The sequence below is a fragment of the Amycolatopsis sp. NPDC114503 genome (genome assembly GCF_055633655.1).
Genome location: NZ_JBVKDT010000010.1, coordinates 183,525 through 198,743 on the forward strand (window position 1 = coordinate 183,525; position 15,219 = coordinate 198,743).

Annotated in this window: 11 protein-coding genes; 8 read left to right on the top strand and 3 right to left on the bottom strand. The window is 68.5% G+C overall.

Features of this window, described 5'->3' with window-relative positions:
* Positions 1-6: 6 nt before the first annotated feature.
* From ACZ7OI_RS35855 to ACZ7OI_RS35890, 8 genes are all read left to right on the top strand, one after another.
* Entirely contained in the window at positions 7-861 is an 855-nt protein-coding gene (locus ACZ7OI_RS35855) for a hypothetical protein (RefSeq protein ID WP_470268517.1), read from the top strand.
* A 38-nt stretch (positions 862-899) separates the two neighbouring features.
* Entirely contained in the window at positions 900-2,039 is a 1,140-nt protein-coding gene (locus ACZ7OI_RS35860; protein ID WP_470268518.1) for a hypothetical protein, read from the top strand.
* Positions 2,036-3,568, top strand: a complete 1,533-nt coding sequence (locus ACZ7OI_RS35865; RefSeq protein WP_470268519.1) for a hypothetical protein — start codon at positions 2,036-2,038, stop codon at positions 3,566-3,568. Before ACZ7OI_RS35860 ends, ACZ7OI_RS35865 begins: the two co-directional genes overlap by 4 nt.
* Positions 3,558-4,904 (top strand): AAA domain-containing protein, encoded by a 1,347-nt coding sequence (locus ACZ7OI_RS35870; RefSeq protein WP_470268520.1) that lies wholly within the window; start codon positions 3,558-3,560, stop codon positions 4,902-4,904. Before ACZ7OI_RS35865 ends, ACZ7OI_RS35870 begins: the two co-directional genes overlap by 11 nt.
* Positions 4,905-4,963: 59 nt before the next feature.
* Complete coding sequence (locus tag ACZ7OI_RS35875; RefSeq protein ID WP_470268521.1) at positions 4,964-5,131, top strand: hypothetical protein; 168 nt, start codon at positions 4,964-4,966, stop codon at positions 5,129-5,131.
* 237 nt (positions 5,132-5,368) lie between these two features.
* Positions 5,369-7,624, top strand: coding sequence for a tellurite resistance TerB family protein (locus ACZ7OI_RS35880; RefSeq protein WP_470268522.1), 2,256 nt, complete (start codon positions 5,369-5,371; stop codon positions 7,622-7,624).
* Positions 7,621-8,961 (top strand): ATP-binding protein, encoded by a 1,341-nt coding sequence (locus tag ACZ7OI_RS35885; protein WP_470268523.1) that lies wholly within the window; start codon positions 7,621-7,623, stop codon positions 8,959-8,961. Before ACZ7OI_RS35880 ends, ACZ7OI_RS35885 begins: the two co-directional genes overlap by 4 nt.
* A gap of 43 nt (positions 8,962-9,004) precedes the next feature.
* On the top strand, positions 9,005-11,125 hold the full coding sequence (locus ACZ7OI_RS35890) for a DEAD/DEAH box helicase (RefSeq protein WP_470268524.1): 2,121 nt from the start codon (positions 9,005-9,007) through the stop codon (positions 11,123-11,125).
* Here ACZ7OI_RS35890 and ACZ7OI_RS35895 read toward each other — a convergent pair.
* The 3 genes from ACZ7OI_RS35895 to ACZ7OI_RS35905 all read right to left on the bottom strand — a co-directional run bounded on the left by ACZ7OI_RS35895 (position 11,115) and on the right by ACZ7OI_RS35905 (position 14,819).
* A complete protein-coding gene (locus ACZ7OI_RS35895; RefSeq protein ID WP_470268669.1) occupies positions 11,115-11,369 on the bottom strand; it encodes an IS3 family transposase in 255 nt (84 codons plus the stop codon). The two genes, ACZ7OI_RS35890 and ACZ7OI_RS35895, sit on opposite strands and share 11 nt — an antisense overlap.
* 1,016 nt (positions 11,370-12,385) lie before the next feature.
* Positions 12,386-12,988 (bottom strand): hypothetical protein, encoded by a 603-nt coding sequence (locus ACZ7OI_RS35900; RefSeq protein WP_470268525.1) that lies wholly within the window; start codon positions 12,986-12,988, stop codon positions 12,386-12,388.
* Positions 12,989-13,223: 235 nt separating this feature from the next.
* Positions 13,224-14,819: an MFS transporter gene (locus ACZ7OI_RS35905; RefSeq protein WP_470268526.1), complete on the bottom strand. Its 1,596-nt coding sequence runs from the start codon at positions 14,817-14,819 to the stop codon at positions 13,224-13,226.
* Positions 14,820-15,219: the final 400 nt, after the last annotated feature.

The window sequence follows — 15,219 nt, forward strand, 5'->3', positions numbered from 1 at the left end:
TCGATCATGAGCGATCCCCTGGACGTGCTCGAGAAGAACATCGCCGAACTGCGCCGCGCGATCCGCGACGCGGCGACCGCCGGCGCCTCCGAGCGGGCGGCAGAGCTGCGCACACGGCTTCGCCGCGCCGAACGCGCCTGGGACGCCCTCCTCGACACCGACGAGGACGCGGCCGCACCGGCGGCCGCCGGGCCGGACGACGTGCCGCCGGGGCCGCCCGCGACCCGGGGCGCGATGCTGCCGGCGCGCGAACATGCCCACCGGGCACTGATGCTGCTGCAGACCCCCGCCGCACCCAAGCTCATCGTCGGCGTCCACGAGGCCTTCTTCCCCGGGGAGCTGTCCGCGGCCAAACTCTCCAGCCTGCGCCGCGACGAGGAGCGTTCCTACCGGGCCGCACCCGGTGCCCGGCCGTACTACCTTTGCCCCGCCCTGACCCACGACCTGCTCTCGCCCGCGCGAGCGCTCGTCACGATCAGCACCTGGCCGCTGGAACAGCGGATCATCGGCCCGCTGTCCCCGCGCGCCGACTTCCTCGGCGGCGCCATCCGCATCGCCGAGGCGATCCGTGCCATCGCCGCTTCGCCGGACACCGAGCCGCGTCCGGCGGCGCAGCGCCTGCTCTGGCGCTTCGCCGTGAACATCCCGGGCGCGACGAGCGCGGAACCGGCCGCCGGAGCCGGCACACCGGACCCGGACCGGGTGATCGCCGCGGCCCACGCCGAACTGGCCGTGCACGCCGACACCGACCACGCCACCCGGGCCGCGGCCGCCCAGCGTGCGCGCAAGCAGCTCGGCGACACCCAGCGGCTGTTCGGCGCGTCGCTGCAGGATGTCAAAGCTCGTCAGGCCGAAGCTTGACCCCGCCCCACCCGCACCACCGCAAGGAACGAACCACTGTGAAGGCTGCTCCCGACCAGCGCCTGGACGTGCTGCGCGGCTCCGCACCTCGTGTGCACCACAACGCCCGCACCCTGGCCGCGCTGGAGAACAACCCCCGTTGCATGCTGCGGGCCGTGCTGGACGCCTCCGGCTCCGACAAGGCCGCGATCGCGGCCCACGCCGGGTACCCGAGCCCCTTCGGCCAGTCCTCGTTCGCCATCGTCCGCGGCAACACCTTCGAGGCCATGGTGAAGGCCAATGGCTGCGCCGAGCTGCTGCGCGTCCTGCGCGAGACCCTCCAGCTCACCCTGCCGGAGGTCGGGTACCAGGATCTGAACGACGTCGGCGGTGACGGCCGCCCCGAGACCCGCCGCGCCCGGACCGCACACCTGCTGACCGGCGCCACCCAGGGACGCGGCAGCGACACCCTCTACGACCACCCGATGCTGCGGCTCACCGTCGGCGGGCACCCGGTGTTCCTCGAGCCGGACCTCGTGGCGTTCCGCATCGGCGACCGCTTCCACATCGTGGAGATCAAAAGCTTCCCGATCGTCGACGGGCAGGCCGACCCGGCGCAGGTCCGGGCGGCGACGACCCAGGCGTGCGCCTACATCATCGCGCTGCGGGCCATGCTCGCCGAGGCCGGTGTCGGCCCCGAAGCCGTTTCCGACACGATCGTCCTGGTCGCCCCCAAGGACTTCACCAACCGGCCGACCGGCGCGTTCGTCGACGCCCGGAAGCAGGTCGCTACGCTGACCCGGCAGCTGGCCCGGATCGAGCGCATCGCCGACCTGGTCGACCTCCTGCCCGAGGGCTTGACCTTCGACCTCGCCGCCGACGACACCGGTCGCCCGCGTCGGCCGGCCCAGGAGCTGGCCGAGGCACTGGACCAGGTACCCGCCACCTACCGACCGGACTGTCTCAACCACTGCGAAATGGCATTCTACTGCCGTTCTCGCGCGCGGGCCGAATCGTCGCTGGACGTGCTCGGGACCGAAGTACGCGAGCACCTCGGCGGCATCGACACCGCGACCATGGCCCTGGGCCTTGCCCGCGGGACGCTGACACCGGACGACGACCAGGTCGAGATGGCCACCGCGCTGCGGCACGCCGCACGGCTGCGGACCGAGCTGCTCGAGTCCGGGGACGCCCGATGAGCAGGGTGTCCGCGCTGGCGCACCTCGAGGCGATGGAGGAGATGCAGGCGGTGCCCCTGACCCGGTTCCGGCACCGGCACCTGTCGGACCGGCCGCTGGTGGTGGTGCCGCTGACCATGGCGGGCGAGGCGGGCACTCCGCTGGCGGTCATGGTCGGCGCCGCCCGGAGGTCGCCGGTCCTGCTGGTCGTCGGCCAGCCGCGCAACCGCGACCAGCGGTTCGCGTTCGCGGCCGAATTCGGCCGGATCGTCATGGACTACATCGACTCCTGCCGCCAGGACCGCCGCGACCTCCCGTCCCGCGGCGAGGAACGACCTTCCCGGTACACCGCGGCTCCCCAGATCCTGGTCCCCAACCGCGGCGGCATCAAGGCGCTGGCAGACCTGGGCCGCATGTGCCGGTTCCGCCGCACGACCGGTCCGTACCCGGTGCCCGGGGCTGTCCCCGAACTCGGGAAGTGGCTGACATTCCTGGTCGAAACGGCCGAGCAGGCGGGCACCTCGATGCTGCTGCCGGTGACCGGCCTGCTCGGCGAGCACTGGGCCACCGGCCAGAGCACGCTCGAGGACCAGAACCTGGCCTCGATCATGGCCTGGATCTCGCCCCCTGACGGCCTGACCGTCGAGCAGGCCATGGCCGACGCGGAGAACCCCATGGTGTGCCCGCCCGCGGGGCCCGCGACGTCACCTGAGTTCGACAACACCTACCTCGCTCCCGCGATCCGGCGCTTCGACTCCGCGCGGGCGGTCGGCGACCAGCAGGCGCTGGCCGACGCCCAGGCTGACCTTCGAGACCTGATCGGCGAGCAGCTCAAACCGACCTGGCGGCTCATGTGGAGCGCCGTCTCGCTGCTGCGCAACGTTCCGGAGGCGCCTCGTGCGGCCAGCCGCTTCGACCGCGACCGCGGCCTCTTCACCGACTACTCCGACTACCAGGAATCTCCTGACGCCCGGCCACAGCCCAAGCGGGACGGTGCCATCGGCGCCGCGCGGCGGCTGAGCCGGCTCGAGCGCGCACTCGCCGACTTCGAGGCCGAAATGGCGTTCGACGACCCCTACGTCCTCGCCGACCGGCGCAGTCTCGGTGAAGCTTTCGCCGGAGCAATCGTCATGGCCGAGCCGGACCGGGTCGTGACCACCGAGTCGAACCGGCGGGTGCCGAGGCCACGGGTCACCGTGCGCACCCTGGATCCCGTCCGGCTGGCCGACGACACCAAGCTGATCAGCCCCACGATGCCACCCGGCCACAAGGCCGTGATCGTCTCCACCGTCCGCGACGGCGAGGCGAGCCTGGTCACGGTGGAGATCACGGGCGGAATGGGCCGCGCCTGCGTACCCAAGCCGGGAACCGTTCCCGCGGCCGGGCAGCGCGTCGCCTACCTGCCCGACCCCGGCTGGCGCCCGGCCCCGGTGTTCCCGGAGCCGGGCCGGATCCCCTGGACGCACGCCGGCGATGCGGCGGATTCCGAAGCCGCGAATCCTGCCGCGGACGATGCAGCCGCTGCCGAGGAGTGGGGCGATGACACCTGAGTGCGACCCGGGCTTCGACCCGGCCTCGGCCGCCGACGCGGCCACCACCGCGATCCTCGCCGACCTCGAGGAGAGCGGCCACCGGGCGGTGGTCGTCGACTCGCCACCCGGCGCCGGCAAGAGCACGCTGGTGGTCCGGGCCGCCGGCGACCTCGTCGGCGGCGGTGAGCGGCCGATCATCGTCGCCCAGACCAACAACCAGGTCGACGACCTGGTCATCCGGCTGGCCACCGCCCACCCGGACCTCATGATCGGCCGGCTCAGCGCGTCCACCTACACCGCGCCGCCCGCCGTCGCCGCCCTCGCGAACACGACCGTCGCGGCCCGCGTGGCCGACCTTGCCGGCTGCCGGATCGTCGTCGGCACCTCCGCCAAGTGGGCCACGGTCCGCGACGCCACGTTCGGGTGGGCGATCCTCGACGAGTCGTACCAAATGCGCTCGGACATGCTGCTGCAGATCGTCGAGCGCTTCGACCGCGGCCTGTTCGTCGGCGACCCCGGTCAGCTGGACCCGTTCACCATCGTGGGCACCGAACGGTGGGTCGGGCTGCCTCACGACCCGACGCAGAACGGCGTCACCGTGATGCTGGAGCACAACCCGGACACCCCGGTGCACCGCCTGCCGGTCTCCTGGCGGCTGCCGGCGACCGCAGCCGCCACCGTTTCGGCGGCGTTCTACCCGTTCACCGGCTTCACCGCGGGGACGGGCCGAGAGGCGCGATCTCTGGAATTCCGCACGCGAGCCTTCGGCGGCTCCACGCTCGACGAGACCCTGGCGATGGCCTTCACCACAGGCTGGGCACTGCACCAACTGCCACGGCGGCACGTCCCCCGCACCGACGCCGAGACGATCCAGACCGCGGCGGACCTCGCTGCCCGCCTCCTCGACCGCGGCGCGGTCGTGACCTGTGAACGCCACCGCGACGGACGGGTTCTCGAACCCGGCGACATCGCCATCGGCGTCGCCCACCGCGACCAGGCCGACCTGGTCCGGCTGGCGCTCGCCCGCACCGGCCGGCCGGGCGCGTCCGGTGTCGCAGTCGACACAGCCAACCGCCTGCAGGGCCGCGAGTTCGAGATCGTGATCATCGTGCACCCGCTGTCGGGGCGTCGGGACGCCACTGCGTTCCACCTGGAGACCGGCCGGTTGTGCGTCCTCACCTCTCGCCACCGGCAGGCCTGCATCGTCGTCGCCCGCGAAGGGATCAGCGACCTGCTGGACAGCCACCCGTCGACGGACGCCGTTCACCTGTCGGTGCCCGCGAAGTTCCCGGACGGCTGGGAGGCGAACCAAGTCATGATGGCCACGTTCGAACGGCATCGCGTCCTGGGGTGACTCCGCATGCGGAGGCGCAGCAAGAAAACGACCGATGGACTCTTTGGCAGGATCACACCATGGTGGCTGTCAGCCACGGTGAAGACCTCACCGAACTGCTGGACATCGCCGATCTTCACGGCCGGGACCGCAGGCTCGACACCCGTGGCCCCGGCGCACCTGAGCCGGAGCCGAAAGCAGAGTCTCTGACAGGTGAATTTCCAACTCGCGCCGAACCCCTCGAGTGACGATTCGATCAAGTCGGTAACTCCCCTTCGGCAAACAACGATCCTTCACCAGGAACGAAGCAGTATGTCGCCTCAAGGCGTGCGATCGAGGGGGTTTCTTTGGCAGCGCTGGTCGTCCTCCTGATCGCGGTGGCCATCGTGATCCTGCTGGTCAGGAAAGCCTGGCGAGCGTCCGATTCCAGAGCATCACAGAGACCGGCAGAACCTCCGCAGTTCCGGCAGGCGCCTCCGCCAGCTGTGCCTCCGCACTGGCAATCGGCACCGCAGGGGCCCGATCAGGAGCATCGCCGCCCGAGTACGGCGCAAGTTCTCCGGCCTCCAGCGCTCGCACCTGCTCACCGGGCCACACCTCCTCGCCAACCTGACCGGCGCCCCTCACAGCGTGCCGCCAACGCGGCTTCGGCGCCGAGCCGATCGGCCCGTACCCGTCCCGCTCACCGGTGGCTTCCCCAAGGCCAGGATGTTGTCGTCGCGGGAACGACGCTGCGGGGCGGTCTGCTCTACGTGGGCACCGGCATGCCCGACGCCGCCAGGATCGGAACAGAACCCGCCTTGATCGACCCGGGCCTGCCAGTGGACCTGCGCAACCCGGACTGGGCGGGCGAGTCGATGGACTACTGGCCTAGCTACGCCGACATATCCCCACGAGCTCGTGGCGCCTACCTCTCTTGGCTGGCCGGTGGTCGCGCGAACGCGAACGCCTACATCGGCTATGTGTTCCTGTACTTCTACGGTCTCGAACGTCGCCTGCTCACCGAGCTCCCCAACATCGACGACGCCGACGCGGAGTTCGCAACGTTGGTGATCGAAGTCCGCCGGTTGCTCCGGATTTACCACGGCAATCGCTCCTTCCGCGGCTACGCCGAAGGACTGCTCGACGCGGTCGCTCTTCTCGACCCGACGGTGCGGTACGACCGCGCGGCGCCGGCTGTCCCCGAATGGAGCCACGAGCTGCCCGTCGAGCTCAAAATCGGGTTAGCGCAATTGGCCGTCGACGAACATCCGGTCCCGGCGGACTGGGCGTTGTCCTGGTACGGCCACCATCCCGACGCCCACCTCCGCACGCCGGCGGTGCGCTGCGCACACGAGTTCCAGGAGCTGTTCACCAAGCGGTACCACGCCAAGTTCGGCGAGGGAATGGTCGTCAAGCCGAACAAACCTCGCCTGGCCGTCGGCTACTACGCGGCCAGTAGTGGCTTCCACGGCCACGTCACGCTCGAGAACACGAAACTGCCCGACGTCGGCAAGCTGACCGGCCCGATCACCAAGCTACGCGACATCGTCGAGGGGGTGACCAGCGATCTCGACGCCTACAGCCGCTACCTCGGCCGCAATCCCGACGGTGCCGGCTCACCCGCGGCCATCGCGCTCCTGCCGGAGGGCGTCACCCATAAGCCGACCCCCGAAACCGAGGCACTGTGGTCGTGGGCCACGCAGAGCATCGGCAGCGACGGCCGCGGGGTCACCCCGGCCCAGGAGCTGATCTCGCGATGGCCGACCAAGACCGGCAAACTGGCCAAGCCCGACGCCGTCGCCGTGGCTCAACTGCTCGAACACCGCGGCCTCGGCATCGAACCCGACGTGCGGTTCGGCGGGAACACGCCGACCCCGACGTCATCGGTGGTGTTGTTCCGGCGAGCGGATCCCCCAGTCACTGCCCCCAGCGCCGAGTACGCCTCCGCGCTCGCGATCATCAACCTCGGCATGCTCGTCGCCGCCGCGGACGGCACAGTAAGCGAACCAGAGCGACGTGCACTGCGGGAACTGGCGATCGACGACCTCGATCTCAGCGAAGACGAGCAACTCCGGCTCGACGCCCACGCCGCACTCGTCCTGACCAAACCACCCACCCCCGCGGTCCTGCGCCGGCGTCTGGAATCCCTCCCGACCTCGCGCAAGGCCGCGGTCGGGCGATTGCTCACCACAATCGCAGCGGCCGACGGCCAGGTCACCCCGGACGAGATCCGCACTCTCGAGCGGCTGTTTACCACCCTCGGCCTCGATCCCGGCGAGGTATACGGAACGCTCCACGCCGCCGCCACGTCGGCGGACGAGCTGACCAGCACTCGGATCCCCGGTGCACGGCGGTCCGGTCGCACCATCCCGGCTCCGTCGCCGAGTCCGGCGGGAACCTCGACGCTCACCCTCGACCCGGAACGGCTCGCACGAACGAGGGCCGAGTCCGTGCAGGTCGCCGCCGAACTCGCCGAAATCTTTGCCGACGACAAACCCGCTCCTCCACCGCCCGCTCCCGTAGACGCGGTTGTCGGCGGGCTGGATTCCCCGCACGCACTGCTGTTCCACCGGCTCGTCGAACAGGACACGTGGAGCCGTGCCGAATTCGACGTGCTGGCCGCCGAGGCGGGGCTGCTGCCCGACGGTGCCCTCGAAGTCCTCAACGAGGCAGCCTACGACCGCACCGACGAGCCGCTGTGCGAAGGCTCCGACCCCATCGAGATCAACCAGGACATCGTGAAGGACATGCTCGGATGACCACACCGACCCCGAAGCCCGCTCGCCTGCGCCCCCGCGACCGGGACACGATCATCTCCTCCCTGCGATCCGGGGTGGTGCCCCGCGCCGGATTCCAGTACATCCAGGTCGGACGTGCGGCCGAGGTCTCGGCGATGAGCCGGGAGATCACCCGGATCGCCGACGGCGGCTCCGCGGTCCGCTTCGTCATCGGCGAATACGGCGCCGGCAAGACCTTCTTCCTGAACCTGGTCCGTTCCATCGCCGCCGAGCGCAAGCTCGTCACGACCGCCGCCGACCTCAGCCCCGACCGTCGGCTGCACGCCAGCGGTGGTCAGGCGCGCTCGCTCTACGCCGAGCTGATGCGCAACATCGCCACTCGCTCCACACCGAACGGGAACGCCCTGCCCAGCATCGTCGAGCGGTTCGTGACCTCGGCGATCCAAGAGTCCACCAGCTCCGCGACCTCGCCCGCCACGGTGATCGCAGGCCGCCTTGAACTGCTGTCGGAAAGCGTCGGCGGCTATGACTTCGCGCAGGTCATCGCCGCCTATTGGAAGGGGCACGACACTGGCAACGAGCAGCTGAAGTCCGACGCGATCCGCTGGCTGCGCGGCGAGTTCGCGACCCGCACCGACGCCCGTGCGGCGCTGGGCGTGCGCACCATCGTCGACGACTCCAGCTTCTACGACCACCTCAAACTCATCGCCCGCTTCGTCCGGCTCGCCGGCTTCTCCGGCCTGCTCGTCTGCCTCGACGAGATGGTCAACCTCTACAAACTCGCCCACACCGGCGCCCGCAAGTCGAACTACGAGCAGGTACTGCGGATCGTCAACGACTGTCTCCAAGCGAACGTCGAAGGCCTGGGCTTCTGCTTCGGCGGCACCCCGGAAATGCTGATGGACACCCGCCGCGGGCTCTACAGCTACGAAGCGCTCCGCAGCCGTCTCGCCGAGAACAACTTCGCCGTCGGCGGCCTGGTCGACTACTCCGGCCCCGTCCTGCGGCTGGCGAACCTGACCCCCGAAGACATGCACGTACTGCTCGAACGCCTGCGCCACGTCTACGCCGCAGGCGACCCGGCTACCTATCTCGTCCCGGACGAAGCGCTCGCCGCGTTCATGCAGCACTGCGCCAGCCGGATCGGCGACGCGTACTTCCGCACCCCTCGCAACACCATCAAGGAATTCGTCAACCTCCTGGCCGTGCTCGACCAGAACCCCGGTGCCGACTGGCGGCAGCTGCTCGGCAACGTCTCGATCGACACCGAAACCAACCCCGATCTCGAGCCGCTGCCCGACGAACTCGACACCTCGGACCCGAACGGCACCGATGAACTCACCAGCCTCCGCATCTGAGGCCGTCAACTTCGGCTTACTACACCCGAAAGCGCAGAGGTGGGTGTGGCAGCAAGGGTGGAGCGAGCTGCGCGACGTCCAAGACGCGGCCATTCCCGCCATCCTGGGCGGCGACACCGATGTCTTGATCGGCGCCGCGACTGCCGCGGGCAAGACCGAGGCGGCGTTCCTGCCGATCTGCTCGAAGCTCGCCGACCACCGCGGCCCGGGCATCCAGGCGCTGTACGTCGGGCCGCTCAAGGCATTGATCAACGACCAGTTCCGGAGAACTGAGGAGCTGTGCGAAGCCCTCGAAATCCGGACCCACCGCTGGCACGGCGACGTCGCCGGCGCCCGCAAGCAGGCCTTGCTGCGCGATCCGTCTGGAATCTTGCTGATCACCCCGGAGTCGCTGGAAGCCATGTTCGTCCTCCGCGGAACGCAGATCCCACGGCTGTTCGGGGCACTGCAGTACGTGGTCGTCGACGAGCTGCACTCGTTCCTGGGCACCGAGCGCGGTGCTCAGCTGCTGTCGCAGCTGCACCGCCTCGAAATTGCCATAAGGCGACGCGTACCGAGGGTCGGCCTGTCCGCGACATTGGGCGATATGTCGCTGGCCGCCGATCAGCTCCGCCCGGACCACAGTGACCGAGTCACGATCCTCGAATCCGCTGCGACCGGTCAGGAACTGCGGCTACAACTGCGCAGCTACGTCGACAAACGACCGGACACCGACGAGGACGCGGGCATGGCCGTTCGCCGCATCGCCGACCACCTGTTCGCGAACCTGCGTGGCCGGACCAACCTGGTGTTCGCCAACGCGCGGTCTCGCGTCGAGCTGTACGCGGCTGAACTCGCCGACCGCAGCTCGGCCGCAGGGATCCCCAACGAGTTTCACGCGCACCACGGCAATCTCGGCAAGGAGCTCCGCGAAGACGTCGAAGCGATGCTCAAAGACCCGACCAAGCCGACCACCGCCGTCTGCACGACGACACTGGAGATGGGCATCGACATCGGTGCCATCGCCCAGGTCGCGCAGATCGGCCCGCCACCTTCGGTCGCCTCGTTGCGGCAACGGCTCGGTCGCTCCGGCCGTCGCGACCAGTCGGCGGTCCTCCGTGCCTACTACGCCACCGTGGCGATCGACGCCGAGACATCGCTCCTCGACCGCCTCCAGCTTCCCCTGGTACAGACGATCGCGTCGATCGATCTGCTGCTCGAACGCTGGTGCGAGCCGCCCGAGCCGTCCCGCCTTCACCTGTCCACGCTGATCCAGCAGCTCCTCTCCTTGATCGCCCAGCACGGCGGAGCCAAGCCGGCCGAGGCGTATCGGGTGTTGTGCGGACGCGGAAGCCCGTTCTCGGCCGTCACCACAGCACAGTTCGCGGACCTGCTCCGCACACTCGGCGCCAAAGACGTGCTCACCCAAGCCGGCGACGACACCCTGCTGCTCGGTGGACGCGGAGAGCCGACCGTCAATCACTACACGTTCTATGCCGCCTTCCAAACGCCAGAGGAGTACCGCCTCGTTCACGGTGGACGGCAGCTCGGCACCATGCCGATCGACTTCCCCCTGTACGAGGGCCTATTACTGGTCTTCGCCGGTCAACGGTGGCGTGTCGTCTCGGTCCATGAAGAAGACAAAGTCGTCCAGCTCACCCCGGCATCCGGCGGCAAGCCCCCGAACCTCGGCGACTCCGGCGGTTTGGTGCACAGCGAAGTCCGGGCGAAGATGCGAACACTCCTCGGAGGCGACCACGCTCCTGCCTACCTCGACCAGCAGTCGCGAACGCTGCTCGAGCAAGCCCGGAGGGACTACGCGACCCTCGAACTCGACAGTCGTCCGGCAATCACCGACGGCTCCGACACGCTGCTGTTCCCGTGGACCGGCGACCGCCAGCTGCACACTCTCGCAGCGATGCTTAACGCGTCCAGGTTGGAAGCCGCAGTCGACGGAGCCGTCATTCGGCTGGTCGGCACGCCCTGCGAAGCGGCGCTGACCGCGTTGGCAAAGGTGGCAAAAGGGCCTGCGCCCGACGCGCACGAACTCGCCCGCAAGATCGAGAGCAAGGCGACCGAGAAGTTCGACAGATGGTTGAGCGAGGAGCTTCTCTGCGATCAGTTCGAGTCGGCCGTCCTCGACTGCCCGGGAGCTGTCCAAACTGCCCGGCTTCTCACAAGCTAACCGCTGCCGATGTCTTGATTCGCCCCGGATTTGGTGCAGGTCTCGTTGTCTGACACCGAGCCCGGGCAGGCTCGCGGGGTTGATCGTAGCGTGACTCTCGGTGGTCGGCTTCGGTCTGGGCTGGGGGTGAGGTGGCCGACTCGCGGTGGATGCGGCGATGGTTGTACCAGTCGACGTATTCGGCGACGGCGACCTCGACATCGCGGACGGATTGCCAGCCGCGGCCGCGGACGATAGGATTGATGAATCAATTAACCCTTGAATAGCGAGTTGAACGCCTCGGCCATCGCATTGTCGCATGAATCCTTGCGTGAGCCGACAGGGGCGACGACTTCGGCTTGCGCTAAGCGCTCGGTATAGCGGATGGCTCGATATTGAACTCTGCGGTTGGAATGGTGGACGAGGTCGGCGACGTCCTTGTCCGGATCGTTTTCTCGCCCAGATCCCCGTCTCCAGAGCGTCGCGGGCGAACTCAACGAACGACTACCGTCCGATTCGCGAACGCGCTGCGGACAGAAGCCGCAGCCAGCCAGAACCGCCCGACATGACCGGCCACGACAACGGACACCCGCTAGGCTCAGGCGACCACCGCCGGAGCCGACGCAGACCCGTCGCACCACTCCTCGCGGACCACTCGCGTCAACATCCGGGAGCGTTTCGCCCCTACCCCCAGCGCCTTCCGCAGCACCTCCGCCGAGACCGGACGCTGATACCGCGCACGATGCTCCGCGTCAACCTGTCGTGCCCGCTCCACCAGATCAGGATCGAGCCCAGCTCTCCCACCAGCGTCCTCCGACAAGGACTCATGGCGATCAGCCACTGACACACCGGGACGCCGATCGACTCCCCCGTGCACGTCGACAAGAGCTTGCAGAAGATCCGGGCCGACCTCAGACCAACCAATCAGCAACAACGGCCCCACCGCATCGAACAACGCTCTGCGGACCTCGCCAGCCACCAGTGGCTCAGCAACATTCAACGCCAACGTCACCACACTCGCACCTACCAGCAACCGCCGCGCAGACCGCATGGTCGCTGGAGAAGCCCCGCACGCCGACAATCGTCGAACCGCGACCAGCAACGCCACCACCGTCAGATCAACCGCAGGCGCAACCAACGGTGCCACCCAGACCGGAACGCCTAGCCGAAGGGCAAGCGCCAGCACGTTCCCGAAGCCGAACGTGAATGTGAGCCCAACCACAACGCCGACCATGACGCTCACCGCCGAAACGACCGGATCACGCCGAACCCCTGACCCCGTCACGGCAACCACCCCAAAACGCGGTGCCAGACCGGGCCGGACCACGCGACACGACCCGACATTTGCGAGCCCGAGGCGAGCCCGAGACCTCCAGCACACGACAACAGCAGCCGACACAGCACGACACCACGGACGCCCCTCGACCAGACGAAAAGGTCTTGTCTGACATCACTCGGCACCACCCGGCAGGTCAAACCGTGAACTCTTAACCAGCGGGTTCGGGGTTCGAGTCCCTGATGGCGCACCCTCACTCCCCAGGTCTTGAGATTCATAGGCCTGGGGATTTTGGTTTTCTGGAAGCTTTTTCCGATTCTGGACTGTCCATTGTGGTCGTTGGCGAGCCCGAGACTTTTCGCTGCCTGCCGCGGGATGATCGCAGCCGTGGCTTCCGCCGCGGCGAACGTCACCTGGGGCAGCACGGTGGTGTAGATATCGGAGGTCACCGTGATCGAAGAGTGCCGCAGCATCCGCTGCACCGCCTCCGCCCCCGCCCCCGCCGCCAACGTCACCGCACCGTGCCGCAGGTCAGGCAGCCGGATCGGCGGCAACCCGGCTTGGGAAGACAGCTCGTAGAACACGTGCGTGACATACGCCGGGTGCAACGGCGAACCGTCGGACTGGGTGAAGGCCAGATCGTGCTCTTTCCACTGCGACCCGGACCGCGGTGCTCGCCGGGCTGGGTTCCTGGCTTCCGCCGAACGTGGTGACCAACGCCGAACTCGCCGCGCACCTGGACATCCTCAGCCGCACCGGCATCACCGCACGCAGGCGGGCCGATCCCGGTGCCGCCACCAGCGATCTCGCAGCCCGGGAAGCTTTCGCCCGGTTCCCATGGTGTCAGTTGCTGCCCGCTCCGTCGCTCTCAAGTGCGGCCCCGGCGCGGAGGCCCGCCCGAGCGTCGTCCGGCTCGACCGACATCGCCGAGCGTTCTCCGGTGGGGCGCAAGGCAGGCACCAGCACCGCTGCCCCGATGAACGCGGCGACCATGATCCAGACCGCGCCGACGTGCATCGCGTGGATGAACGCGTCGTCGGCGGCCCGGGCAAGCGCGGGCTGGCCGATCTCGGCGGCGACGTGCCGGGCCTGTTCCGCGGAAACCCGCGCTTGGTCCCGCGCGGCCTGGGGCAGCCCGCCCAGCGACGGTTCGATCGAGTTCCGGTACGCGACCGACAGCACTGTGCCGCCGATCGCGATCCCGATCACGCTGCCCGTCTGCCGCGCGGTGTGCGTGACGGCCGACCCGGCGCCGGCCCGGTCCATCGGCAGGGTGCTGATCAATTCCCCGGTCACCGGCATCAGCATGCCGACCGAAAGGCCCTGCACGAACAACAAGAGTGCGATCAGGACGAGCGGGGTGTGCAGTCCGAGCAACCCGAACGCGCCCATGGACAGCGCCACCACGACGAGCGTCGGGACCGAAACCGCGCGCAGCGGCCACAAGCGAACCAGACGGGCCCCGAGCGGCGCACCCACCACCGCGCCGACCGCGGTCGGGATGTTGACCAAGCCTGCCTTCATCGGCGAGAAGCCCAGTGCGCCTTGCAGATAGAACGCGTTGTAGAACGTGATCGCGGCCACCGCGAAGAAGACCATGGCCATGGCCGCGTTGCCGCCGCCGAACATCCGTTTCGCGAGCAGCCGGGGATCGAAACTGGGCGCCTTGATACGCAGTTCGACGAGCACGAAGGCGACCAGCAAGGCCAGTCCGACGGCAATCGGAGCCCAGACGTCCGGATGCCCCCAGTCGACTACCTGCCCGGCGCGGATCAGCCCGTACGCCAGCGCCGCGAGCCCGGTGATCGACAGCAGCATCCCGGCCGGGTCCAGCGGCCGCACGGTGGGGCTGCGGAAGTTGGGGACCAGCGCGACGATGCCGAGCAGGGCCAGCACCACGATGGGGACGTTGACCAGGAAGACCGAGCCCCACCAGAAATGGCCGAGCAGGATCCCCGCCAGCACCGGACCCGCGGCCATGCCGACGCCGGCGGCGGTCGAGGAAATGGAGATCGCGGTGACCCGCGCGGGGCCGCTGAAAGTCCACAACAGGATGGCGAAGTTGGCCGGCATGATCAGCGCGGCGCCCACTCCCATCACCGCGCGGGCGGCGATCAGCTGAGCGGGGTCGCCCGCGTACGCCGCCCATACCGAGGCCGCGCCGAAGATCACCACTCCGGCGGCGAGCACGGTCCGGTGGCCGAAACTGTCGCCCATCGCGCCCGCGGTGAACATCAAGGTGGCGAAGACCAGGGTGTAGGCGCCGGTGGCCCATTGCAGCTCGGACGGGCTGGCGCCCAGCCCGTTGACGGGATCGGTCAGAGTTTCCAAGGCGACGCTGAGGATGGTGTTGTCCACCCAGATCACCAGCTGGGAGAGCATGAGGACAGCGAGGATCAACCACTGCCGAGTCTTCGGCAATGCTGAAGAGGCGGTCATGAACACCTTCGAATGCGATCGGTAACAGTCCGGTAATGGGACCGTACGCACTCTTCGCAACCCCGTCAATCCGATTCGCTGAAACCGTTCTTGGCGATGCGAGGACATATTTCGGAATTCTTGTCAACTTTGACTCGAGGCATACTTTCGAAGCCTCGTCAATTTTCTCCGGGGGCATTGTCCGCCCATGCTTGTCAATCTCGAAATAATGTGAACCAGCTCATTTATTTCTCTCGGCAGTGCGGGCTGTGCCGCCCCGCCCACTGCACGACCGGGTGTCCGCGAGGGGAACCCTGAGAGAGTCCGATTATGACCTGTTCCCCGGAAGTTGGACTGGGAATCCGGTTCCGACTGTCCGGGAAGTGGTTCGTTGTATCCGTGTAGTTCGTTGCCCGAGGAG